The following is a 24205-nucleotide window of genomic DNA, read 5'->3' as shown; positions in this document are numbered from 1 at the left end:
GCGCGGGTACCTCGGCTCCTACGTTCCGGGGTATGAGCGGTCGGACAGCGGCACTGGACGTGCTGCGCGGGGTGGCGATCCTCGGGACCTTCGGCACCAACGCGTGGGTGTTCACCCACCCGCACGGGGCCACCGGGTTCCTCAACCTCATGGGCGGGGAGGACGACGGCGGCGCGCTGCTGCGGATGCTGTCGAACGGCAAGTTCCTGGCCCTGCTGTCGATCATGTTCGGCATCGGGCTGGCCATCCAGCACCGGTCGGCGCTGCGGCGGGGCGCCCGCTGGCCCGGCTGGTACCTGTGGCGCTCGGCCCTGCTGCTGGTCGAGGGCCTGCTGCACTACGTGCTGATCTTCGAGTTCGACGTGCTCGCGTTCTACGCCGTCGTGTCCGTCGCGGTCGCCTTCCTGGTCGGCCGGAGCACGCGCGCGGTGACGGCCTGGCTGGTCGGCGTCGGCCTGGTGCACGTGCTCCTGATCGGCCTGGTCACCCTGGCCCTGGTCGTCGGCGGGGTGGAGCTGAACGACGGGGTGGTGCTGCCGGTCGACAGCTGGTGGACGCAGGTCCGGGTCCGGGTCGAGCACTTCGCCTACTTCCGCGGCGAGGTGTTCTTCGTGCTGCCGCTGAGCACGGTGCTGTTCCTGGTGGGCGCGCGGCTGTTCGCGGCCGGTGCGCTGGAGGACTCGCCGCGCGGGCTGCGCCTCCAGCGCCGCCTCGTGGTCTGGGGCCTGGGCCTGGGCGTGCCGCTGAACGTGCTCACCACCCTGGCCGGCCCGGACTGGTTCGCCGTGGACCGGTACCTGTGCGCGCCGCTGGTGGCGTTCGGCCTGCTGGGCGGCATCACCTGGCTGGTCAACCGGATGCGGGCGGAGCAGGGCGTGCTGCGCGCCGGCCTCGCCGCCGTCGGTCGGACCGCGCTGAGCTGCTACGTCGCGCAGAACCTGCTGGCGTCGGTGCTCTGCTACCCGTGGGGCCTGGGCCTGGCGACCCGCTTCGGCGGCCCCTGGTTCACCGTCGCCGTCTGGTTCGCCGTCTCCACCCTGCTGGTGGTGGGCGCGTCCTGGTGGCTGACCAGGTTCTCCCGGGGCCCGCTGGAGGCGCTGTGGGACCGCGCCCACCGGGCGCCGCAGCGGCTCGCCCGGCCCCGGGCGGTCGACCGGGGGTGAGGTTCTCCCCCGGGGCGGACCTCCGGTTTCCCGCCGCGGAACCGGAGGCCGGCCCCATGGTCCGGGCCTCCGGGCCTCCGTAGCGTCGACCCCGTGATGATCAACACTGTGGCGCTGGTCGCGGCCCTCACCGCGACCGGCGCGTCCCCGGTCGACCAGCTCGACTCCTGGGTGGACCAGCGCTGGGCCTCGGCGGCCCTCGTGCGGGTGGAGGACGACACCGGCACGAGGGCGCACGCGGCCGGCGAGGCCCGCGTGGACGGGCACTTCCGCATCGGCAGCGTCACCAAGACGTTCGTGGCGACCGTCGTGCTGCAACTGGTGGACGAGGGCCGGGTGCGCCTGGACGACCCGATCGCCCGGTACGTCGACGGCGTGCCCCGGGGCGGCGAGATCACCGTGCGACAGGTCCTGTCCCACTCCAGCGGCCTCTACGACTACGCCCACGGTGAGGGCTGGTCCACCAACCGCTGGCGCGGCGCCGAGCGGTTCCGCCACCACGAACCCCGGCAGCTGCTGGACGAGGCGTTCCGCCACCCGTCGCACTTCGACCCCGGCACGAGCTGGCGCTACTCCAACACCAACTACGTCGTGGCCGGCGCGCTGGTCGAACGGGTCACCGGCAGGCCCTACGGCGTCGAGGTGACCGACCGGATCGTCAAGCCACTGGGCCTGCGGCACACCAGCGTGCCGGGCGACCGCCCCGGCCTGCCGCGCCCGCACGCCCGCGGCTACACCGAGGTGGACGGCCGGTTGGTGGACGCGACCCTGATGAACCCGTCGCTGGACTGGGCCGCGGGCGAGATGATCTCCACCGCGGGCGACCTCAACCGCTTCCTCGACGCCCTGCTGGGCGGGCGCCTGACCAGCCCGTCGGCCCTCGCCGAGATGCGCACCACCACGCCGACGGGCTCGATCTTCGCCTACGGCCTGGGCCTCCAGCGCTACGACCTGCCGTGCGGCCGGTCGGTCTGGGGCCACGGCGGCGAGCTGATCGGCTACCTCACCTACGCCGTCCGCTCCGACGACGGCAGGCGGGCCACCCTGTCGTACAACCCGCTGCCGGGCGAGGTGCCCGCCGAGGCCGTCATCGGGCTGTTCAGCGACGTGTTCTGCCCGGCGTGACCACCGGGTGCCGTCGCGGACCCCTCCTCACGGGCCGCGACGGCACCCGGCTCCCCGCGCCCCCTTCGGTTCAGGCGTGCTTCAGCCGGGTCCGGACGTCCGCCGGCGGGTAGTTGTCCCAGAAGTAGGTGTCGGCCGCGTTCTGGTCCTGCGCGAAGTTGACCGCCTCGGCGATCCGGCCGTCCTCGATCCGGAACGCCAGCGCCCAGGTGATGTCCAGGCCCTCGGGGTTCGTGCTCCAGCCGCGGTGCAGGTCGACGACCCAGTCCCCGTCCGCGGCCAGGAACAGCGGCTCCGCCCGGAAGCCCGCCTTGGCCAGCTGGCCGAAGAACTCCAGCACCTCGTCGACGCCGACCTTCGTGCCCGACAGCGGGTGGCGGCCGGGGATCGTCCACCGGACGTCGTCGGCGAAGAACGCCTTCAACGCGGGGACGTCGCCCGAGGCGTAAGCCTCGTAGTACGCGCGGATCAGCTCCACGTTGGGGTGGTCCTGGGACACCGGTCAGCTCCTCCTCAACCCGGCTGGTGGCCCGTCAACCCCACCACCGGCGGCCTCGTCGGTCCAATACCCGTGCCCATACCCTTTGGGCATGAGTCCCCTCGACGTGGACACGCGGGTGCTGCGCTACTTCGTGGCCGTGGCCGACCGGCTGAGCTTCACCGGGGCGGCCCGGGACCTCTACGTGTCCCAGCCCGCGCTGAGCAGGCAGATCAGGCAGCTGGAGGAGGACCTGGGCGCGGACCTGTTCGTGCGCACCGGGCGGGAGATCCGGCTGACCGTCGCGGGGGCCGAGATGCTCCCCCTCGCCCGCGGCGTGCTGCGCGACTGGCAGGAGACCACCCGGGTGGTCCGCTCCGCCGCGGCCGCCGAGATGAACGTCCTGCGGGTCGGCTTCGTCGCCTCCGGCGGCGGCAGCGTGGCCCGCCGGGCCAGGGCGGCGTTCGCCGGCCACCGGCCGGAGGTGACCATCGAGCCCAAGCGCTTCGACTGGGGTGGCGAACCCGACGCCCTGCGCCAGGGCCTGGTGGACGTGGCCTTCGTCTGGCTGCCCGCGGACACCGCCGGTCTGCACGCCAGGGTCGTGGCGACCGAACCGAGGTACGTCGCCCTGGCCCGCGACCACCGCCTCACCGCCCGGCCGGAGGTGTCCATCGCCGACCTGGGCGACGAACCGCTGATGTGGACGCGCAAGGCGCCCCGCGAGTGGGTCGACTGGTGGGCGGTGAACCCGAGGCCGGACGGCCGCGAACCGGTGTGGGGCCCGGAGAACGACAACGTCGAGGAGATGCTGGAGCAGGTCGCCACCGGGGCCGCGGTGTGCATCGGCCCGGAGTCGATGGCGCTGTACTACGCCCACCCGGACCTGGCGTGGCGGCCGATCCCCGACATCGAACCGCTGCGGATCGCGGTGGCGTGGGTGCCGGAGACGCGGAGCGAGGTGGTGCGGGCGTTCGTGGAGACGACCGTTCGATCAGCGGACCAGGCTCCGCAGGACCTCTAGGGCGGTGGGGAGGTCCGGTATCCCTTCCACGTGCCCCTGTTGTTCCAGGTAGCGTCCGATGAACCGCCTGATGTCCTCCTCTTCCGGGGAGGGTTCGTCGGTCCCGCTGGTGAATTTCTCGACCAACGCGAGGAAGTGGCGCGGCTCGACCCCGCGCAGGAGCCGGTCGGTCGCGGTGGACACCGAGGCGAAGAGGTGCCTGTCGAAAGACCAGGCGACGGCGTCGGGTCCGGCCAGGTACTCGACGGACTCGACCGGGATGTACGCACTGCCCCAGTCCGTGCTGGCGTTTCTCCGTGCCTCCATGCCCAGTTCTTCCACCAGTCGGTGGAGACCGGGCATGCCCCTGTTCGCCCTTCGGTCCGCCAGCCACGCCGCGATGAGCAGGCCGAAGTCGTAGGAGGGTCCCCTGTTCAAAGAGCGCAGTACCCGGCCGGTCAGGTCCTTTCGCTCCTCCAGCAGTTCCGGGTGGGAGCAGAGGGTGGAGATGAACTCGAAGGGTCGGGTGGGCCACAGGTCCAGGGCTTCGAGGGCGCGCGCCACCACAGGGCGGGGGAGTCTCCACGCCTCCCTGGAGAAGGCGAACATCAGGGCTTCCTGGGTCGTGTCGCTCAGGGGCGTGCCGGCCTCGATCTCACCGAGGACTTCCTCGAGGATGTACATGTCCCACGGCAGGCTGCCGGCTGTGCCGGACACCCCGGAAGTGATGGCGATCCACTGGGCGACCTTGCCGACGAGTTCCTGTTCGCCGGGGCTCGCGGAGATCCGGTGCCCGACGAAGAAGCTGCCCACCCGGGCCATTCCCTCGAGCACCGGGTCTTCCAGCAGTTGTGCCTCTTCGACCAGGTGACCCCGGTGTCGGTCTTTTCTCCGGGCGACGTGGCGGACATCGTCGTGCCGGACGAGGGTCAGGGTGTCGAGCAGGCTCTCCCACCCGTCCCCGTCCAGGCCGGATTGCCACAGGCGAACCATCGAGCGCCACCGGGGGAGTTCGTCGTCCCGGTCCGGGAAGAACCGGTTCAGGGGTACGCCCGCGTCGCCGAGCAGCACCCGCAGGCAGACCAGGTTCGCCGAGTAGGTTGCCGTCCGGGATATCAGGTGCGCCGATGAGGGCGCGTAGCCCGGGTGTTCGTCGTGCTCGGCCCGCTCGTGGACCGAGCCGACCAGGGTGTCGAGCACGGCGAGGAGACCGGTTCGGGTTTCCCGGTCCTCGGCGTCGAACAGCCCGGCCGCGAAGTCGAGGACGGGCCGGCGCTTGGTGAACGCCTGGTGCGAGATCAGCGCGAACAGCAGGCCGTCGTCGAGCCGTCGGGCGCCGCTGAAGGGGTCCGACTCGCGCAGCCGCTCCTTGGCGAGGATGTTCTTCAGCAGCGCCAAGGACACCTCGGCGATCAGGTATTCGCCGAAGGTGGCGTGCAGGAACTCGTACGTGCGGCGGTGACCGCCGTGCCGGTTCACCTCGGCGGAGTGGATGAAGAAGAACTTCTCCACGGTGTGGTCCGCCTGGCCGAGCGGGTCGTCGAAGGTGCTGCGCTGCACGGCCTCGGGGGAACGGAGGACGGCCGCGAGGTCCTGGTTCAGCTCCGCCGCCGTCACGTACTGCCGACCGCGGTTGAACATGGCCAGGGCGGCGACCCTGAGTTGTGTCTTGCTCAGCCTGACCCGCCGGCCGACCTCTTCCCGGGACGGCCGCACCCGGCTCTTGTCGCGGGCTTGGCGGAGCACGAACGAGTCGATCAGGCGCTCGTAGAGCTCGGCCCTCGACAGCCCTTCGTCGTCCGGCAGCGGGTTCTCCGGGTCGGCGGCGTAGATGGCGAGCATCAGGAGGATGAGCGGTTGCCTCGCCAGGTTCCCGTGGTGCAGCACCTGTCCCGGTGCCAGCGGGCGGAAGCCGGGCAGTTGGGCATTCGCCTCGTTCCAGGCGCCCAGCCACTCGTCGACGCGCTCGTCGTCGAACGCCTCCAGCTTCAGCACCGGTGTCCCGTCGGGGATTCGAGCCCGGTCCACGACCAGCGGACGAGAGGTGATGATCACCGCTACAGGGCGTCCGAGGTCCTTCTGGTGCTCCTGGAAATCGGCCACCTGCCGGATGTAGTTCGACTGGGTCACCCCGCTCGCCTGGACCAGCTCGTCGAACCCGTCCAGCAGCACCACCGGGATGCTGTCCCTCCCGCACTCGTCGGCGAGCCTGCCCCAGTCGACCCGCTCCGACAGCACCTCCTTCAGCGCGGTCTCGACCTGCCGCGCCACGGGGTCCTCCGCGTTGACCCTGCGGAGCGGGACGTTGATCACCGTGTACCCGAGAGCGGGCACCCGGGCGGCGAGGACGCTCATCAACAGCGACTTGCCCGCGCCGGGGTGGCCCAGGACCAGCAGGGGCAGCGCGGTGCTGTCCGGGCTCGCCAGGTGCGCCGCGAAGAAGGCGTCGATGTCCCCCCTGACCTCGGTGGTCTCGGCCCACCAGTCCTCCGACGAGGGTGTGCACCCGTCGTCGTGAACGGCCAACCGGTACCCCGGCGCCACGAAACCGCGCTCGACGGAGGGGAACCGCGCGTGCGCGGGCGCGGCGTCGGCACCGGTCCGCAGGAGGGGTTTGGCGAGGGCCGCCACGGCGAAGTTCTCGAGCTTCCTGCGGTACCCGCGGTCCCACGGCAGCTCACCCGGGGCGAACAGCGACAGCAACCGCGACAGCCGCTCCATGGAGGTCGACTGGGCGGACAGCGCGTCGAGCACCTCCGCGCCCACGGTCCTCACCTCGGCCCGGGTGGCGGAGTGCTCACCGATGAGCGTCCACACCTGGAACTCGGGGATCTCCGCGGCCAACCGCAGGTAGTGGTCCGCGTACCGGGCCCGGATCCCCTCGACCGGGAGCGGCTCGGACAGCTCGATCCCCAACCCGTTGAGGAAGTCCGCCACCATCGCGCTCCCCCTGGCGAGGAAGTCGGAGAGCCTGCCGCGGAGGTTCTCGTGGAAGCCCCGGGTCGCGCTGGGCGCCGGCACCCCGAGCGCCGCCAGCGCCTGGAGCCGGCGGACCTCCCGGCCGCCCGGTGACGGCTCGACGCCCAGGGCCTCGAACTTCTCCCGATCGGTGACCTCCAGCTCGTCGAACCGGCGGCCGAGGTGGTCGCGGTACACCTCGAAGATCGACACGACCGCGATCACGGTGTGCGCGGCGGCCACGAGTTCCTGGCGGTTGACGCCCGACAACCCCGTCAGCCTGGCCGACACGCCGTCGAGCACCCTGCGGAGCGAGGCCACCGCCTCGTTCTTGGGGTCGATCAGCCCCCCGCCGGCGGCGAGGATCGCGCCGCCCGCCACCACGCCCGCCTTGTCGAACACGGGCCGTTCGTACCTGCCGAGGACCCGGAGCGCTCCGGTGTACGTGAACAGGTCGGGACGCGACACGGGTACCCCATCAGCCGGTGGTGTCGGCCGATCTTAAGCGCCGATCCGGGACGCCGAACCGCAATTCGCGGGTCGTCCGGGCCGTGAAAAAAGGGGGAACTCCCCGCCGGGGAGGACCCGGCGGGGAGGACCGCGCGCTCAACTCACGGGTAGTCGACCACGTACCGCTGCTGCGTGGCGAGGTTCGCGGCCCCGCCGATGCCGTTGATCACGTTGTCGATCGTGCCGACCCCGCCCAGCGACACCGTCACCAGGTCGTGCATCCGCACACCCGGCCGGTTGGGCACCTCGAACCCGTTCGCCGTCCGGATGCTCGGATCGGCCTGGTTGAACGAGTACACGCCCATGCCCCAGCCCTCGTGGGTGGTGACGTGGTCGGCCACCTTGTACCCGGCCCAGCCCAGCTGCGAGCCGTTCATCCACGCGGCCTGGTTCGGCGGGTCGTACGGCAGCTCGTTCTGGTAGAAGTACGTGCGGCCGCCGTTGCCGTTCCAGATCGTGTTGTACTGCTGGTAGTGCTCGACGAACAACCCGTACGCGGTGACGTTGTCGCCGTTGACGATCACGCCGTTGCGCCCGGTGTTGGCGGTCCAGCCCGTGGGGCCCGTGCCGTGGTCGGCGCGCCACACCCAGGTGTGGTCGATGATCACGTTGTCGCTGTTGACCTCCAGCGAGACCGTCGCCTTGCCCGCCTGGGGACCGCCGACGCGCAGGTACACGTCGTGCATCGAGGTCGGGTTGGCGGCGTGCGAGGCCGACGAGTTCGCCGGGCCCAGCTGGAGCAGCACGGGGGAGTTCTGCACACCCGCGTCGACGAGGAAGCCCGCGAGCTTCACACCGTCCACGTCGGACACCGCCATGGCCGGCTTGCCGGTGTCGGGGGAGAGGGTCGCGAGACCCAGGCCCAGCACCACGGTGTTCGGCCGGGTGACGTTGATCGTGTCGGTCAGGCGGTGCACGCCGGGCGTCAGCAGCAGGTGCTTGCCCTGCGCCAGCGCCGCGTTCGTCGTCGCGACGGGCGTGCCCGGCTTGACGATGAAGAAGTCGGCCAGCGAGATGGACTGGCCGGCGGGCGTGCCGTTCTCCCAGCTGGTGCCGCGCGAGTTCTGCCGCAGCGCCGGGACGAACACCTTGTACTCGTTGTTCTCGAAGTACAGGAACGGCTTCTCGCGCACGACCGGCGTGGTGTCGACCGTGGTGTGCGACGGGTTCGGGAAGTGCTGCGGGGGAGCGCCCGGCGAGCCGACGAACACCATGTTCCACACCGAACCGGACCAGCCGCCCGCGAGGTTGCTGTTGCGGGTCAGGAACTGCTGCTGCGAACCGGACACGGTCAGGCCGTCGATCTTGCTGTCCACGATGAGACCGCCGGACGCCCAGCCGTCACCACCGTTCCACAGCTGGACCTGGCCGCTGAGGTGCATCCGCCGGTACGACGCCGCCTGCGACACGGCCCACCGCTCGATCTGGCCGGCTGGCAGGTTGACGAACATGTTCTCGGCCTGGCGCCAGAAGTTCTGGGTGGCGTTGCCGAGGTTGTTCGGGTTGTCGCCCTGCTGCAACCAGTCCGCCTCGACGCGCACGTGGCCGTTGAGCCGCACGTCGTCCGGGCGCAGGCCGAGGCCCGCCACCTGGGTGTAGAAGCGCAGGTTCACGTCGGCGTCGTACACACCGGGCTTGTAGAGCACGGCGTACCGCTCGGAACCGAACTGGTTGGTCCTCATCTGGGTGGAGATCTGGTTCAACCGGTTCTGCATCGCGACACGGTCGTAACCGGGACCGTAGACCAGCACGTTCGGACCGAAGTCCGGGTTGCGCGGGTCGGTCGGCGGGATGGTCGGCCCGCCGGTGGTCTCGGTGTTGACCGAGAGCTCCCACAGGGAGTAGCCGTAACCGGTCGCCCGCGCCGTGCCGTACACCCGGACGTAGCGGCCCGAGGCCGCCACGGTCAGGTTCTGGGCGCCGCCGGTGCCGGTGGTGGTGGAGTAGACGGTGTTCCAGGTGGAGGCGTTGTCGGACAGCTGGACCTGGAACGAGCGGCCGTAGGCGGCCTCCCAGGACAGCGACACGCGGCAGACCTGCTGCGTGGAGCCCAGGTCGACCTGGATCCACTGCGGGTCGGAGAAGGCGCTGGCCCACCGGGTGCCGGTGTTGCCGTCGACCGCGGCGGAGGCGGGCGTGCCGCCGTTCTCCACGGACGACGCGGTCGCCGGTCGGTTCAGCGCCGCGTTGGACGTGCCGCACTCGGCGGCCTGCGCGGGGAGAGAGAGGGGGCTGATGACCGCCACGAGGCCAACGGCCAGCGCGGCGGTCAACACTCCGAAACGGGAACGGGGAGAGCTCATGGTCCTACCTGACTAGGTAAGGGGCGGCAGAGGCCCGGAGCTGTTGCCTCCGTGGCACCGGAGGCGCTTGAGAGAGCGCTCTCTCGGAGCGTAACGCCGAGGTTGCGAAAACGTCAACGGACGTCTCAAGCGGACTCGCGCACCACCAGCACGGGCTCGAAGATGACCGACCGGGGCGGTGAAGCCGGATCGTCCACGTGGTCCAGCAGCAGGCGCGCCATTCCCGCGGCCATGTCCTCCACCGGCTGGCGCACCGTGGTCAGGCGCGGCCGGCAGGTCAGCGCGGGGCTGCTGTCGTCGAAGCCGATGACCGCGACGTCCTCCGGCACGCGGCGGCCGTGCTTGTGCAGCACCATCAACGCGCCCTGCGCCATCAGGTCGTTCGCCGCGAACACGCCGTCGATGCCGGGGTGCTCGGCCAGCAGCCGCTCCATCGCCGCCTCGCCGCTGGCCGCGGTGAACCCGCCCTCGGCGATCGGGACGTACGGAAAACCGTGACGTGCCACCGAATCCCGGAACCCGGTCAACCGGTTCTGCGAGGCCGGGACGTCGAGCGGTCCCGAGATCGTGGCGACCTGCCGGCAGCCGCGCTCGACCAGCCGGTCCGCGGCCAGCTTCGCGCCCGCCTGGTGGTCGAGGTCGACGTAGCTGATCGGCACCGGCCGCGCGGGCCGGGCGAACAGCGCGGCGGGCAGCTCCGCGTCGACCAGGCGGGCGGGCAGCGGGTCCTCGGCGTGCGTGGAGACCAGCAGCGCGCCGTCCGCGCTGCCCTGCCGCAGGAACGCCAGCACGTCCTCGCGGGCGCGCTCGGTGTCGGCGACCATGAGCACCGGGTGCACCCCGCGCGTGCGCAGGAAGCCCAGCACGCCGCTGGCGACCCGGCCGAAGAACGGGTCGGAGAACACCTGCGAGGCGAACGAGGACTCCTCGCCCTGCTCGCCCGCGCCGGAGACGACCAGGGCGATCGTCCCGGCCCGCTTGGTCACCAGCGAGCGGGCCGCGCGGTTGGGCGCGTAGCCGACCTGGTCGATGGCCGCGCGCACGACCTCCTGGATCTTGCGGTCCACGTTCCGGGTGCCGTTGACGACCCGCGAGACGGTGGCCCTGGACACGCCGGCGACCCGTGCCACGTCCTCCAACGTCGGCGGCGGCGTCGACGGCGATCTGCTCATGCGCTCATTCTGCCACGTGCGGAGAGCGCTCTCCGATCCTCAGCGGCGTGTCCCCGGCACTGCGCCCGACCAGCAGGTCCGTGTCCCGGTCGACCACCCAGCCGTGCGCGGTCCAGCGCCGGAACACCCGGTCGGGCAGCTCGACGGCCACCTCGACGGCCTCGCCGGGACCCGCCTCGGCGTGGGCCCAGCCGAGCAGCCTGCCGTCCGCCGCGTAGACCTGCACCAGCTCGCGGCCGGCCCGCGGCCCGGTGTTGCGCACCCGGACCAGCACGCCACCCGGCGTCGGCTCGGCGTGCTCGTGGGACCAGGTCGTGTAGCCCAGGCCGTGGCCGAACCAGTAGGCGGGCGCGACCCCCGCGCGACGCCAGGCCCGGTGCCCGATGGCGGGACCCTCGTCGTAGCGCAGCACGCCGTGCCGCGGCCGCACGTCCGACACCGGCACGTCCGCCTGCTCCGCCGCCCACGTGGTCGGCAGCCGGCCGCCGGGCTCGCGGACGCCGAACAGCACGTCGGCCAGCCCGTGCCCGGCCTCCTGGCCGGGGAACCAGGCCAGCAGCACCGCGGCCACCTCGTCGCGCCACGGCAGCTCCACCGGGCCGCCGGAGTTGACCACGACCACGGTCCGCTCGTTGACCGCGCGGACCGCCCGGACCAGCTCGTCCTGGCGGCCGGGCAGGGCGAGTGAGGCGCGGTCGAAGCCCTCGCTCTCGATCTCGTCGGTGGTGCCGACCACGACCACGGCGACGTCGCTGCCCCGGGCCAGCCCGACCGCCCGCGCCAGCTCCTCGTCCGCGTCCGGCTCCGGCGGGTCGGCGGCCAGCACGGTCGCGGTGCCGGTGTGCTCCGGCAGCTCGCGCCGGGCGACGAGGTCGACCTCCTGGCCTGCTCCGAGGCGCGCGACGACCTGGCGGTGCGGCGGGGTCAGGTGGATGACCGCGGGGTCGTCGGTGTCCAGCGGCACGTGCTCGTCCAGCACGCGCTCCCCGTCCACGTCCAGGGTGAGGCGGCCGAACCCGGCCACGGAGAGGCGCCACTCGCCCGCCGTGCGCGCGGTGAGCACGCCGTGCACCTCGACCGTGCGCGCGCCCTCGACCGGCGGGACCTCGAGCACGCGGCCCAGCAGGCGGTGCTCGGCGGTCAGCTCGGCCCCGTCGGCGTCGAGCACGCGCACCAGCAGGCCGGGCTCGCCGGTGACCGGGTGGCGGGTGTCGTCGGTGGTCAGGGGCGTGGGGCGGTGGTCGAGGCAGACGCCCGGGGTGTGCGTGACCTCGGCGACCTCGCGCAGGCCGTCGAGGAAGGAGACGACCGACTCGGGGTAGACGCCCGCGCTGCCGCCGCCCTGGATGCGGGCGGTGGCGGCGTTCGGGCCCAGGACGGCGACGGTCGTGCCGGGGGAGAGGGGCAGGACGCCGTCGTTGCGCAGCAGCACGGTGCTCTTGGCGACCGCCTCGCGCAGCAGGTCGAGGGGCCGCTCCACGCGCGGCGCGGTCGGCGTGGACCCGTTGAGCGCGCCCACCCGCGACGCCAGCCGCAGCAGCCTCCTGACCTTGGCGTCGACCGCGCTCTCCGGCACCTCGCCGCGCTCGACGGCGTCGACCAGGTCGCGCCACGGGCCGTCCGGACCGGGCATGGCCAGGTCCTGCCCGGCGTTCGCGGAGGCGGCGGTGGAGCGGACCGCGCCCCAGTCGGAGACCACGACGCCGTCGAAGCCCCACTCGCCCTTGAGCGGTTCGTCCAGCAGCGGGCTCTCGGACATGGTGGTGCCGTTGACGCCGTTGTAGGCGGACATGACCACCCACACCCCGGCCTCGACTGCGTGCTCGAAGGGGAGGAGGTAGACCTCGCGGAGGGTGCGCTCGTCGACCCGGGCGTCCAGGGTCAGGCGCTCGGTCTCGGAGTCGTTGGCGACGTAGTGCTTGGCCGTGGCCGCGACGCCGCCGCGCTGCACGCCGGTGATGTGGGCGGCGCCGGTGCGGGCGGTCAGCAGCGGGTCCTCGGAGAAGCACTCGAAGTGCCGCCCGCCGAACGGCGACCGGTGCAGGTTCAGCGTCGGCGCCAGCAGCACGTCCACGCCCTTGCGCCTGGCCTCGGCCGCCAGCAGCAGCCCCAGCCGCTCCACCAGCCCCGCGTCCCAGGTCGCGGCGAGCGCCGTGGGCGAGGGCAGGGCCAACGACGTGCTGCGCTCGTCCCAGCCCTGGCCGCGCACCCCGACCGGCCCGTCGGACATCACGACCGCCCGCAACCCGATGTCGGGCTCCTCGGCCGTGCGCCAGGTGGTGGCCCCGGTCAGCAGCCGGACCTTCCGCCCCAGGTCCAACTTGCCCACCAGCAGGTCCAACTCGACGTCGTCCACCGGGTCCCCCTAGTTCGGAGAGCGCTCTCCGAACCACCCTCACCCACCACCCCACCCCTGTCAATGCTCCCCACCCGCTCACCCGAACGCAGAACTCGGGGGTCCTGAACGTTCGACACACCCGTCCCGAACGTTCGACTCGCGCCCCAACGCTGAACTCGGGGGTCGTGAACGTACGACTCGCGGGCCACGAACGTACGACTCGCGCGAGTCGTACGTTCAGGTCGGGTGAGTTCGCAACTCGGGAGTAGGTAAGGGAGTAAGGGGAGTAAGGGGTTAGGCGATGTCGGCGCGGGGGGTTGACTTGCGCGGGTCGGCGGCGCCCTCCAGGAGGGCGGCCACGGGGAGGGTGGCGGCGCCGACGGCCACGGCGTCCGGGCCGAAGCGGCCCAGTTCGATGGAGATCTGGTCGAACGGGTGGCGCAGCGCGTGGGCGCGGGTGGCGGCGACGATCCGGTCCAGCTGGTGCGCGCCCAGGGCCAGGCCGGCCCAGCCGCCGAGGACGATGCGCTCCGGGTTGAACAGGTTGACCAGGTTGGCGATGCCCGCGCCGAGGTAGCCGGCGGTCTCGTCGAGCACGCGGGCGGCCGTCCGGGAGTGGGCCGCGGCGGCGATCAGGGCGGCCACCGTGGACTGCTCGCCGCCGGCGGAGAGGTTCCGGCCGCGGGCCTTCCGGTAGCGGTCGAGGATGGCCTCGGCGCCGACGTAGGCTTCGAGGCACCCCAGGGCCCCGCACCGGCACGGCCGGCCGCCGTAGACGATCGTGGTGTGCCCCCACTCGCCCGCCGAGCTGGTCGCGCCCCGGTAGACGCCCCCGTCGGTGACCACGGCCGCGCCCACGCCGGAGCCGATGAGGGCTATCACCACGTGCCGCGCCCCGCGTCCCGCGCCGAACCACATCTCGGCCTGGCCCTGGGTCTTGGCCCCGTTCTCCACGTACAGCGGCCACGTGCCGCCCGCCGCCCGGATCAGCTCCTCCAGGCGCACCGCGTCCCAGCCGATCGTGGGCGCGTGCACGACGGCCGCGGCGCCCTGCTCGACCGTCCCGGGCACGCCGACCCCGACGCCCAGCACGGTCGAGACCGGGACGCCCGCCGCCGCGACCACGTCCCGGACCGAGGACGCCACCAGCGAGGCGACGGCGGCGGGGGAGGAGGGCGACAGCGCGTGGTCGCGCGCGGCCAGCTGGGTCAGCCCCAGGTCGAACAGCTCGACCTTGATCCCGGTCTCCCCGACGTCCACGCCCACCACGTGCCCGAACGCCGGGTTCACCCGCAGCAGCACGCGCGGCCGGCCCCCGTCGGAGTCCACCGAACCGGCCTCGACCACGAGCCCGTCCTCCACCAGCTCCGCGGTCACGTTCGACACCGTCGCGGCCGACAGCCCGGACAGCCGCGACAGCTCGTACCTGCTCAACGGCCCGTCGAAGAACAGCGTCGACAGCAGGGTCGCCCGGTTCTGGCGACGCAGGTCGCGGACGGTGGTGCGCTTCGGGGCCATGGGCCGACCTTAGTTTGCGACTTAAAATTAGACTAAGTTTGTAACCTGTTCGTGATTGACGTGACTTGGCTCACCGGGGTTAGGTCTGCAACGACACGAGGACGCGTCGAGCGTCCCAGCCGCGATGGCACCCGCGGTCCGCACCACCGAGAGCGCTCTCCCCCCGCCCCCGACAAGGAGAACCCATGCGACTCAGGCGAACGTCCGCCCTCGCCGTCGCGGCAGCACTGCTGTTCTCGGCAGCCTGTTCGACCTCCAACCCCGGCGCGAGCAGCGACGCCAACGGCGTGCTGAACGTCGGCATGCCCAACGGTCCGCAGACCGAGAACAACAACCCGTTCCTCAACTCGTCGGCCGCCAGCTCCCTGGGCTACCGCCGGCTGATCTTCGAACCGCTGGCGATGGTCAACGAGACCAACCCGACGGAGAAGTTCAAGCCGTGGCTGGCCACCGAGTGGGAGTGGGCCGAGAACTACAGCAAGCTGACCCTGACCATCCGCGACGGCGTGACCTGGTCGGACGGCAAGCCGCTGACCGCCGAGGACGTGGCGTTCACCTTCGAGCTGCTCAAGGCCAACCCCGGCCTGAACATCGAGTCGGTCCCCTACGACCGGATCTCCTCCTCCGGCAACAAGGTGGAGGTCGGCTTCCCGCGGTCGCAGTTCGTCAACCAGAAGAAGATCTTCGAGCAGCTGATCGTGCCGAAGCACATCTGGTCCGCGATCGCCAGCCCCACCACCGAGACGGTCAAGAGCCCGGTCGGCAGCGGCCCGTACACGCTGAAGACCTTCACGCCGCAGACCGTCACCCTGGCCGTGCGCGACTCGTACTGGCAGGACCTGCCGGCCGTCAAGGAGGTCCGCTACACCTCCTACAGCGACAACAACGCGCAGACCACCGCCCTGGCCACCGGCGCGGCCGAGTGGAGCTTCGTGTTCATCCCGAACTACGAGGCCGTCTACACCTCCAAGGACCCCGAGCACTACAAGCTCTGGTTCCCGCCGGTGCTGGGCATCCACGGCCTGTGGTTCAACACGAAGGTCAAGCCGTGGGACAACCCGGCGCTGCGCCGCGCGGTCAACATGGTGATCAACCGCGACGACATCTTCACCCAGGGCGAGGCCGGGTACTTCTACCCGAAGGTCGACAACATCACCGGCATCCCGACGCCCGCCGGCACCTCCTACCTCGCGCCGGAGTTCAAGGACCGGATCGTCACGGTCGACGTCGAGGCCGCCAAGAAGGAGCTGACCGACAACGGCTTCACCTTCGACGGCGACACGCTGAAGGACCCGTCGGGCCAGCCCGTCACGCTGAAGATGACCGTGCCCTCCGGCTGGTCGGACTACGTGACGAACCTGGAGATCATCAAGGACAACGTCTCCGAGATCGGCATCCAGGCGACCGTCGACCTGCCGAACGCCGACTCCTGGACCAAGGCGCTGGACACCGGTGACTTCCAGGCCGCGCTGCACTGGACCAACAACGGTCCGACGCCGTACGACATCTACCAGAACATCATGGACGGCGCGCTGTACAAGCCGGTCGGCGAGGGCGGCATCAACGGCAACTACGGCCGTTACGAGAACCCCGAGGCCACGGCGCTGCTCAACGAGTACGCCAACGCCGCCGACGACGCCGCCCGGACCGCGGCGCTGCACAAGATCCAGCAGATCCACGTCCGCGACATGCCGGTCGCCATCACCTCCGCGGCCAACGCGGGCGGCCAGTACAGCACCAAGAACTGGATCGGCTGGCCGGACGAGTCCAACCCGTACGCGCCCGCCCAACCCACGCTGGAGAACGCGCTCGACGTCGTCCTGCACCTGAAGCCGGCCGCATGACGAAGAGCGCCGCACCGTCGGCCTCCGGGACCACCCCACCCCCGTCTTCCGGGGTGGTCCTGGAGGCCGATGGCCTGACCAAGCACTTCCCGGTCCGCAAGCGCGGGCGCGAGCTGCTGTCCCGGGCCGCGCGCTCCGTGCGCGCGGTCGAGGACGTGACGCTCAGGCTGCACCGCGGCCGGGTCACCGCGCTGGTCGGCGAGTCCGGCTCGGGCAAGTCGACGGTGGCCCGCCTGCTGGCGCAGCTCTACCCCCAGACCTCCGGCGCGGTCCGGCTGCACGGCGAGCCGGTCGACACCAGGGGTGGCAAGCGCTTCCGGGCGTACAGCAAGCGGGTCCAGATGATCTTCCAGGACCCGTTCGCCTCGCTGAACCCCGTGCACACCGTGCGCTACCACCTCACCCGGGCGCTGAAGATCCACGGCAACGCGGGCAGCACGCCCGCCGAGCTGGAGCGCGCCCTCGCCGACCTGCTCACCCGCGTGCAGCTCACGCCGCCGGAGCGGTACGTCGACAAGTTCCCGCACGAGCTGTCCGGCGGCCAGCGCCAGCGCGTGGCCATCGCCCGCGCCCTGGGTGCGGACCCCGAGGTGCTGCTGGCCGACGAGCCGGTGTCGATGCTCGACGTGTCGATCCGCCTCGGCGTGCTCAACCTGCTGCGCGACCTGAAGGAGCGCCTGGAACTGGCGATCCTCTACATCACCCACGACATCGCCTCGGCCCGCTACTTCGCCGACGAGACGTTCGTGATGTACGCGGGCGGCGTGGTCGAGGGCGGGGACAGCGAGACCGTCACGCAGCGGCCCGCCCACCCGTACACGCAGCTGCTCATCGACTCGGCGCCGGACCCCGACCGGCCCGCCGCGGAGGAGAAGGACGGCGGCACCGGCGAACCGCCCTCGCTGATCACCCCGCCGCCCGGCTGCCGGTTCAACCCGCGCTGCCCGCACGCGATGAGGGTCTGCGCGGAGCAGGTGCCGCCGAGGTTCGCCCTCGGCGACGGACCGGGCCACTTCGCCGCCTGCTGGCTCTACGGCGAGGACCTGTCGGAGACCGCCCGGACGAAGCTCCGCGTCGTCGAGGCCCGGACCGGCGAGGAGGTGCTGTGAGCTTCATCCTCAAGCGCCTGGCGTTCTACCTGTTCACCGCGTGGGCCGCGATCACCATCAACTTCTTCATCCCGCGGCTCATCCCCGGCGACCCGGTGCAGGCGCTGATCACCCGCTCGCGCGGCCAGATGACCAGCGAGGCCGTGCAGTCGCTCTACGTCCTGTTCGGGTTGGACAAGAACGCCGGCCTGCTCGACCAGTACTTCACCTACCTGGGCCAGCTGCTGCGCGGCGACCTGGGCCTGTCGTTCACCTACTTCCCGTCCCCGGTGTCGCAGGTCATCGGCGACGGCCTGCCGTGGACGCTGGGCCTGGTGGGCGTCACCACCGTGCTCGGCTTCCTCATCGGCACGGCCCTGGGCACGGGCATCGGCTGGCGGCGCGGCTCCTGGGCCGACGCCCTGATCCCGGTGACCACGTTCCTGTCGTCCATCCCGTACTTCTGGCTCGGGCTGATCGCCATCGCGCTGCTCAGCGGGCCCGGCAGCTTCTTCCCGGCGTCCGGCGCCTACGACTCCGGCCTGGTGCCGAACCCGGACCTGGAGTTCATCGGCAGCGTGCTGCGGCACGGCCTGCTGCCCGCGTTCACCATCCTGGTCTCCTCGATGGCGGGCTGGATCCTGAGCATGCGCAACATGATGGTCACGGTGGCCTCCGAGGACTACGTGACCGTCGCGCACGCCAAGGGCCTGTCCGACCGGCGCGTCATGGTGGCCTACGCGGCCCGCAACGCGCTGCTGCCCAACGTCTCCGGCTTCGCGCTCTCGCTCGGCTTCATCGTCGGCGGCACGCTGCTGGTCGAGATCGTGTTCTCCTACCCGGGGCTCGGCCTCCAGCTGTTCCAGGCGGTCGGCGCCAAGGACTACCCCCTCATGCAAGGCATCTTCCTCATCATCACGCTGTCCGTGCTGCTGGCGAACTTCCTCGCCGACGTGGCCTACCTCGCGCTCGACCCGCGCACCCGACGGGAGGGCTGAGCCGTGACCGTCGTCCCCACCACCGCCGCCGCGACCCCGGTCGCGACGCCGCCCAAGCGCCGCCGGCTGAGGTTCGTGGCCAACCCCAAGGCCACCGTCGGCCTGGTGCTCCTGGGCTTCTTCGCGCTGATCGCGGTCATCGGGCCGTGGATCGCCCCGTACGACCCGTCGGCGCGCAGCAACGACCTGCTCCAGCCGCCGTCGACGGCGCACTGGTTCGGCACCACCCACCTCGGCCAGGACATCTTCAGCCAGGTCATCGTGGGCACCCAGAGCGTCATCGTCGTCGGCTTCGTGGCCGGCGTCGTCGCCACCATCCTGTCGGTGCTGGTCGGCGTGACCTCCGGCTACCTCGGCGGTGCGGGCAGCGAGGTGCTGTCCGCGCTGTCGAACGTGTTCCTGGTGCTCCCGGCGCTGCCGCTGATGATCATCATCACGTCCACGCTGCCCGAGACCGGCACCCTCACCATCGCGCTGCTCATCGGCCTGACCTCCTGGGCGTGGGGCGCGCGGGTGCTGCGGGCGCAGACGCTCTCGCTGCGCCGCCGCGACTACGTGGAGGCCGCGCGCGCCACCGGCGAGTCGACCTGGCGGATCATCCTGTTCGAGATCCTGCCCAACCTCACCGCGGTCATCGCCTCCGGCTTCGTCGGCACGGTCATCTTCGCGGTCACGCTGGAGATCACGCTGGCGTTCATCGGCGTCGGCGCGGGCAGCGGCTGGAACTGGGGCACGGTCCTGTACTGGGCCCAGAGCCAGCAGGCGCTCGGCCAGGGCGCGTGGTGGTGGTTCGTGCCCGCGGGCCTGGCCATCGCGCTGCTGGGCACCGCCCTGTCGCTGGTCAACTTCGGCATCGACGAGTTCGTCAGCCCCCGGCTGCGCGGCGGCGGGAAGACCAGCGTCAAGACCGCCGACGGCCGCACCGTGCGGATGCGCGTCGGTTTCACGCCCGTGCTCGGCAAGGAGACCAAGTGACCGACGCCGTGTTGGAGATCCGCGGCCTCGACGTGGACTACGGCCTCGGCGACGACGCCGTGCACGCGATCCGCGACGTCAACCTCACCCTGCACCGGGGCGAGGTGCTCGGCCTCGCGGGGGAGAGCGGCAGCGGCAAGTCCACCCTCGCCTACGGCCTGACCAGGCTGCTGCCGCCGCCGGGCGTCGTCCGCGGCGGCGAGGTGCTCTTCCACACCGACGACGGCCCCGTGGACGTGCTCCGCATGACCGAGGCGGAGCTGCGGCGGTTCCGCTGGGCGGAGACCGCGATCGTGTTCCAGGGCGCGATGAACTCGCTCAACCCGGTGCAGCGCGTCTCCACCCAGCTCACCGACGTGATCCGGGCGCACGACCCGCGCAGCACCGGCGCGTCCCGCCTGGCCAGGGCCCGCGAGCTGCTGTCCCTGGTCGGCATCGCCGCCGACCGGCTGGACAGCTACCCGCACCAGCTCTCCGGCGGGATGCGCCAGCGCGTGATGATCGGCATGGCGCTCGCGCTGGAGCCGAAGGTCGTCGTCATGGACGAGCCGACCACCGCGCTGGACGTGGTGGTGCAGCGGCAGATCCTGCGCCAGCTGGTCGAGCTGCGCGAGCGGCTGGGCTTCTCGGTCGTGTTCATCACCCACGACCTGTCCCTGCTGGTCGAGTTCTCCGACCGGATCGCGATCATGTACGGCGGGCGGATCGTCGAGGAGGCGAGCTCCGCCCAGCTCTACCGCGAGCCGAAGCACCCCTACAGCCACGGGCTGCTGAACTCCTTCCCCGCCCTGCGCGGCCCCAAGCGCGAGCTGACCGGCATCCCCGGTTCGCCGCCCGACCTGAGGGCCATGCCGTCGGGCTGCTCGTTCCACCCACGCTGTCCGCACGCAATGGAGCGCTGCGGTGTGGAGGTCCCGGTGCTGGGCGTGCCCCACGACCACGTGGGACCCGGCCGCACCGTGGCCTGCTGGCTGCACCCCGTTCACGACGACGGGTTCTGAGACCGGGTCCACGACAACCCGGTCGAAGACCTCCTGAGGAGATCCATGGACACCACGGCGCCGACCGTCGGGCTCGACCCCGCGATCGACACGCTGCCCGCCTCGTTCCGCTGGGGCGTGGCGACCTCCGCGTACCAGATCGAGGGGGCCCACGAGGAGGACGGTCGCACACCGTCCATCTGGGACACCTACTGCCGCACCCCCGGGATGGTCCACGACGGCGACAACGGCGACGTCGCCTGCGACCACTACCACCGGATGCCCGAGGACGTCGCGCTGATCGGCTCGCTCGGCGTGGACACCTACCGGTTCTCCGTGGCCTGGCCGCGGGTGCAGCCGGGCGGCCGGGGCCCGGTGAACCCCGCCGGCCTCGCCTTCTACGACCGGCTGGTGGACGAGCTGCTCGCCAAGGGCATCGACCCGTGGGTCACGCTGTACCACTGGGACCTGCCGCAGGAGCTGGAGGACGCGGGCGGCTGGCCCGCCCGCGACACCGCCTACCGGTTCGCCGACTACTCGATGCTGGTCTTCGACGCCCTGTCCGACCGGGTGCGCGAGTGGACCACGCTCAACGAGCCGTGGTGCTCGGCCATGCTCGGCTACTACGAGGGCCGCCAGGCCCCCGGCAGGCAGGACTTCGGCGCGGCCATCCACGCCGTGCACCACCTGCTGCTCGGCCACGGCCTGGCCACGCAGCGGATGCGCGAGGCGGCCACCGAGCCGACCGAGTTCGGCATCACGCTGAACATGAGCCACTCCTCGCCGGCCACCGACAGCGAGGTCGACCGCGAGGCGGCCCGCCGCGCGGACGGCCTGTCCCGCCGCATCTACCTCGACCCGCTGGTCAAGGGCCACTACCCCGAGGACGTGGTGGCCGACCTGGCGCGGCGGGGCGTGGCGATCCCGGTGCAGGACGGCGACCTGGAGATCATCCGGCAGCCCATCGACGTGCTGGGCGTGAACTACTACTCCAGCCACAGGTTCTCCGGCGTCGACGAGCAGGGCAACACCACCGACGCCGACGGGCTGCCCGTGGACCGGACCGTGCGGTTCGGCCTGCCGGTGACCGCGATGGACTGGGAGATCATCCCCGAGGGCTTCACCGAGCTGCTGGTGCAGCTCGGCCGGGAGTACCCCGGCGTGCCGATGGTGATCACCGAGAACGGCGCGGCGTTCGACGACGAGGCCGACGAGACCGGCTTCGTCCGCGACGACGACCGCACCGCCTACCTGGAGTCGCACATCGCGGCCGTGGCCAAGGCCCGTGAGCTGGGCGCGGACGTGCGCGGGTACTTCGCGTGGTCGCTGATGGACAACTTCGAGTGGTCCTACGGCTACGAGAAGCGGTTCGGCCTGGTGCACGTGGACTACGCCACCCAGGTGCGCACGCCCAAGAGCAGCGCGCTCTGGTACCGGGACACCATCCGCCGGGTCCGGGGCAGCTGATCCGAGCAGTGAGGGGCGCCCCGCGGTCGTGACGCGGGACGCCCCTCTTCGTGCGCGCAACCCACTCCCGGGACGCGCACAAGGCAGGTGGCCGGGAGGACCCACTCCTCCCGGCCACCGCCCGTCTTGTCGGATCAGCGCCGGTAGACGCCGAACTCGTGGAGCGAGTAACCCCACCCGGTGCCGCGCTGGGTGGCGTGCAGCCGGACGTACCGGCCGCTCGCCGTTACGTCGATCGAGTCGACCCCGCCGTTACCGGTGGTCGTGCCGTGCACGGTCCGCCAGGTGTTCCCGTCGTCGGAGACCTGGATCTCGTAGGCTCGGCCGAACGCACCCTCCCACACCAGCTGCACGTGCTGGAAGGTGGTCACCGCGCCGAGGTCGACCCGCAGCCACTGGGGGTCGGACCAGTCGGTGGCCCAGCGGGTGACCGCGTTGCCGTCCGTGGCGTTGCCCGGCGGGAACGGCGCCCCGTCGCCCACCTGCTGGTAGGACGAGGCGGTGGTGGGCCTGCCCTGCGCGACGTTGACCCCCGTCGGCCGCGGCGCGACGACCCGGACCGACCTGGTCTCGATGCCGATGTTGCCCCGGCCGTCCTCGGCCGTCACGTACACCTTCCACACGCCCAGCCGGTCGGGCGCGGTGACGGTCAGCCGGTTGCCGTTGACCTGCACCGGGATGGCGGCCAGGCCGCCGCTGTTGTCGATGTACTTCGAGTTGAACGCCGCCGACCAGGTGATCGGGTCGCCGTTCGGGTCGCTCGCCGCCACGTCGACGTCCAGCCGCGCGCCCGCCGGGACCGACGTGGGCAGGTTCATCGCGGAGATCACCGGCGGGGTGTTGGCCGGCGTGGCGCCGCCGAACGCCCGCTGCACCGCGTAGAACGACAGCCGCTTCTTGCCCGCCGGGGTCAGGTTGAACCACACCGCGCCGAAGTCGTACTCGGTGCCGTAGTGGAACAGCGTGCCGCCGAACGACACGCCCCGGTGGCCGGTGATGCAGTTCCACGCCTGCGTGTAGCCGTCGCGCTTCTGCACGTCGGTGGGCTCGCTGGGCACGCCGTTGACGTCGTTGGGCACCTCCCACTCGCCGGCCGGGCCCGCCTCGGTGAGCAGGTACGGCTTGGTGTAGCCGCCCGCCACCCAGTCGTCGCGGACCTTGCACACGTTGCCGTAGGAGTTCACCGAGTACAGGTCGAGCGCGGGCGTGTGCGCCTTCAGGTAGGCCCACGCGCCGGTCCACGCGTCGGTGTTGGTCACCGGGTGGTTGGTGTCGATGGCCTTGATGGCGAGCGCGGCCTCGTTGACGTACCGGGCGTAGGCGACGCGCTGGTTCTCCAGCTCGGTGCCCGAGTAGCAGTTCTGGAGGCCGAGGATGGACTCGTTGCCGACGTTCCACATCAGCACGCCGGGGTGGTCCTTGTAGGTGGTCACCCACTGGCGGATGGTGGCGAGCATGTCGGTCTTGTAGGCGGTGTCGGTGAGGTAGTTGACGCAGCCGCCGGAGCCGGGGCCGCCGCCGGGCTGGAGCCAGAAGCCGTTCATGACCCGGAGGCCGTTGGCGGCCGCGGCGTCGAGCAGCGGGCGGGTGGAGGCGTCCGTGCCCCAGGTGCGCAGGGTGTTGACGCCCATGGACCTCAGCTCGGGCATGTAGCGGGCGGCGTCGGCGGCGGGCGGGCCCCAGGTGAGGCCCTTGACCGTCCACGGCTGACCGTCGACGGTGAGCTGCCAGTTGCCCTGCGAGCCGGTGACGCGGACGCCGCCACCGGGCTGGGGGCCGGTGCCCTGCGTGCCGTAGACGCGGAACTCCCAGAGGGAGTAGCCGTAGCCGTTGGCGCGCTGGGTGCCGTGCACGCGGACGTAGCGGCCGGAGCCGGTGACGTCGAAGCCCTGCCGGCCGCCGGTGCCGTTCGCGGTGGTGTGGACCGTGGTCCAGGCGTTGCCGTCGCCGGACACCTGGAGCTGGAACGACGTGGCGTAGGCGCCTTCCCAGTCCAGCTCCACGCGGCTCAGGGTCGAGGTGGCGCCGAGGTCGACGCGCAGCCACTGCGGGTCGCTCCAGGCGCTGGCCCAGCGGGTGCCCGCGTCGCCGTCGACGGCCGCCGACGCGGGTGTGCCCGCGCCCTCGGTCGAGGACGCGGTGGCGGGTTTGCCCTGCGAGAGCAGGACCGGCGCGGCGGTCGCGGTGCCCGGGACGAGTGCGAGTCCCAGGAGCAGCGCGACCGCCGCGCCGGCGGATCGGAGGCGGTACATGGCGTCTCCTGCCGGATCGAGTGGGTTGACGTG

16 protein-coding genes are annotated in these 24205 nt (G+C 71.7%); 9 read left to right on the top strand and 7 right to left on the bottom strand.

What is annotated here, in order from left to right; genetic code table 11:
- Positions 1-32 precede the first annotated feature (32 nt).
- Together Q5530_RS21335 and Q5530_RS21330 are read left to right on the top strand one after the other, a co-directional pair.
- Positions 33-1163, top strand: a complete 1131-nt coding sequence (locus Q5530_RS21335; RefSeq protein ID WP_415364507.1) for a DUF418 domain-containing protein — start codon at positions 33-35, stop codon at positions 1161-1163.
- Between the two features lie 96 nt (positions 1164-1259).
- Positions 1260-2288, top strand: coding sequence for a serine hydrolase domain-containing protein (locus tag Q5530_RS21330; protein ID WP_415364582.1), 1029 nt, complete (start codon positions 1260-1262; stop codon positions 2286-2288).
- A 70-nt stretch (positions 2289-2358) separates the two neighbouring features.
- On the opposite strand, the gene Q5530_RS21325 is transcribed toward Q5530_RS21330, so the two are convergent.
- Positions 2359-2787 carry a nuclear transport factor 2 family protein gene (locus tag Q5530_RS21325; RefSeq protein WP_415364506.1) on the bottom strand — a complete coding sequence of 143 codons (429 nt, stop codon included), beginning with the start codon at positions 2785-2787 and terminating at the stop codon, positions 2359-2361.
- 91 nt (positions 2788-2878) lie between these two features.
- Between Q5530_RS21325 and Q5530_RS21320 the strand changes: the two genes are divergently transcribed.
- On the top strand, positions 2879-3790 hold the full coding sequence (locus Q5530_RS21320; protein WP_415364504.1) for a LysR family transcriptional regulator: 912 nt from the start codon (positions 2879-2881) through the stop codon (positions 3788-3790).
- Here Q5530_RS21320 and Q5530_RS21315 read toward each other — a convergent pair.
- The 5 genes from Q5530_RS21315 to Q5530_RS21295 all read right to left on the bottom strand — a co-directional run bounded on the left by Q5530_RS21315 (position 3761) and on the right by Q5530_RS21295 (position 14568).
- Positions 3761-7195 (bottom strand): NACHT domain-containing protein, encoded by a 3435-nt coding sequence (locus Q5530_RS21315; RefSeq protein WP_415364503.1) that lies wholly within the window; start codon positions 7193-7195, stop codon positions 3761-3763. The two genes, Q5530_RS21320 and Q5530_RS21315, sit on opposite strands and share 30 nt — an antisense overlap.
- 143 nt (positions 7196-7338) lie before the next feature.
- Positions 7339-9540, bottom strand: a complete 2202-nt coding sequence (locus tag Q5530_RS21310) for a discoidin domain-containing protein (protein ID WP_415364501.1) — start codon at positions 9538-9540, stop codon at positions 7339-7341.
- Between the two features lie 125 nt (positions 9541-9665).
- Positions 9666-10712, bottom strand: coding sequence for a LacI family DNA-binding transcriptional regulator (locus Q5530_RS21305; protein WP_380637004.1), 1047 nt, complete (start codon positions 10710-10712; stop codon positions 9666-9668).
- Positions 10713-10716: 4 nt separating this feature from the next.
- Positions 10717-13068: a glycoside hydrolase family 3 C-terminal domain-containing protein gene (locus tag Q5530_RS21300; RefSeq protein ID WP_415364500.1), complete on the bottom strand. Its 2352-nt coding sequence runs from the start codon at positions 13066-13068 to the stop codon at positions 10717-10719.
- A gap of 276 nt (positions 13069-13344) precedes the next feature.
- A complete protein-coding gene (locus tag Q5530_RS21295; RefSeq protein WP_415364499.1) occupies positions 13345-14568 on the bottom strand; it encodes an ROK family transcriptional regulator in 1224 nt (407 codons plus the stop codon).
- A gap of 185 nt (positions 14569-14753) precedes the next feature.
- Here Q5530_RS21295 and Q5530_RS21290 point away from each other — a divergent pair, with 185 nt between their 5' ends.
- The 6 genes from Q5530_RS21290 to Q5530_RS21265 are packed head-to-tail and all read left to right on the top strand — an operon-like array spanning position 14754 to position 21920.
- Positions 14754-16412, top strand: coding sequence for an ABC transporter substrate-binding protein (locus tag Q5530_RS21290; RefSeq protein WP_415364497.1), 1659 nt, complete (start codon positions 14754-14756; stop codon positions 16410-16412).
- Positions 16409-17521 (top strand): ABC transporter ATP-binding protein, encoded by a 1113-nt coding sequence (locus Q5530_RS21285; RefSeq protein WP_415364496.1) that lies wholly within the window; start codon positions 16409-16411, stop codon positions 17519-17521. Before Q5530_RS21290 ends, Q5530_RS21285 begins: the two co-directional genes overlap by 4 nt.
- On the top strand, positions 17518-18498 hold the full coding sequence (locus Q5530_RS21280; RefSeq protein ID WP_380637009.1) for an ABC transporter permease: 981 nt from the start codon (positions 17518-17520) through the stop codon (positions 18496-18498). The genes Q5530_RS21285 and Q5530_RS21280 overlap by 4 nt, the downstream gene beginning before the upstream one ends.
- A 3-nt stretch (positions 18499-18501) precedes the next feature.
- Complete coding sequence (locus tag Q5530_RS21275; protein WP_415364494.1) at positions 18502-19473, top strand: ABC transporter permease; 972 nt, start codon at positions 18502-18504, stop codon at positions 19471-19473.
- Positions 19470-20474 carry an ABC transporter ATP-binding protein gene (locus tag Q5530_RS21270; RefSeq protein WP_415364493.1) on the top strand — a complete coding sequence of 335 codons (1005 nt, stop codon included), beginning with the start codon at positions 19470-19472 and terminating at the stop codon, positions 20472-20474. Before Q5530_RS21275 ends, Q5530_RS21270 begins: the two co-directional genes overlap by 4 nt.
- 45 nt (positions 20475-20519) lie before the next feature.
- On the top strand, positions 20520-21920 hold the full coding sequence (locus Q5530_RS21265) for a GH1 family beta-glucosidase (protein ID WP_415364492.1): 1401 nt from the start codon (positions 20520-20522) through the stop codon (positions 21918-21920).
- Between the two features lie 134 nt (positions 21921-22054).
- Here Q5530_RS21265 and Q5530_RS21260 read toward each other — a convergent pair whose 3' ends face one another.
- The gene (locus Q5530_RS21260) at positions 22055-24172 is read right to left on the bottom strand and encodes a discoidin domain-containing protein (protein ID WP_415364491.1); all 2118 of its coding nucleotides are present in this window, start codon (positions 24170-24172) and stop codon (positions 22055-22057) included.
- Positions 24173-24205: the final 33 nt, after the last annotated feature.

It is taken from the genome of Saccharothrix sp. BKS2, from assembly GCF_047689505.1.
In the GTDB taxonomy this organism is placed as follows: Bacteria; Actinomycetota; Actinomycetes; order Mycobacteriales; family Pseudonocardiaceae; genus Actinosynnema; species Actinosynnema lopnurensis.
The sequence above is the reverse complement of the archived record's forward strand: the minus strand, read 5'-3'. Positions and strand labels throughout refer to the sequence as shown.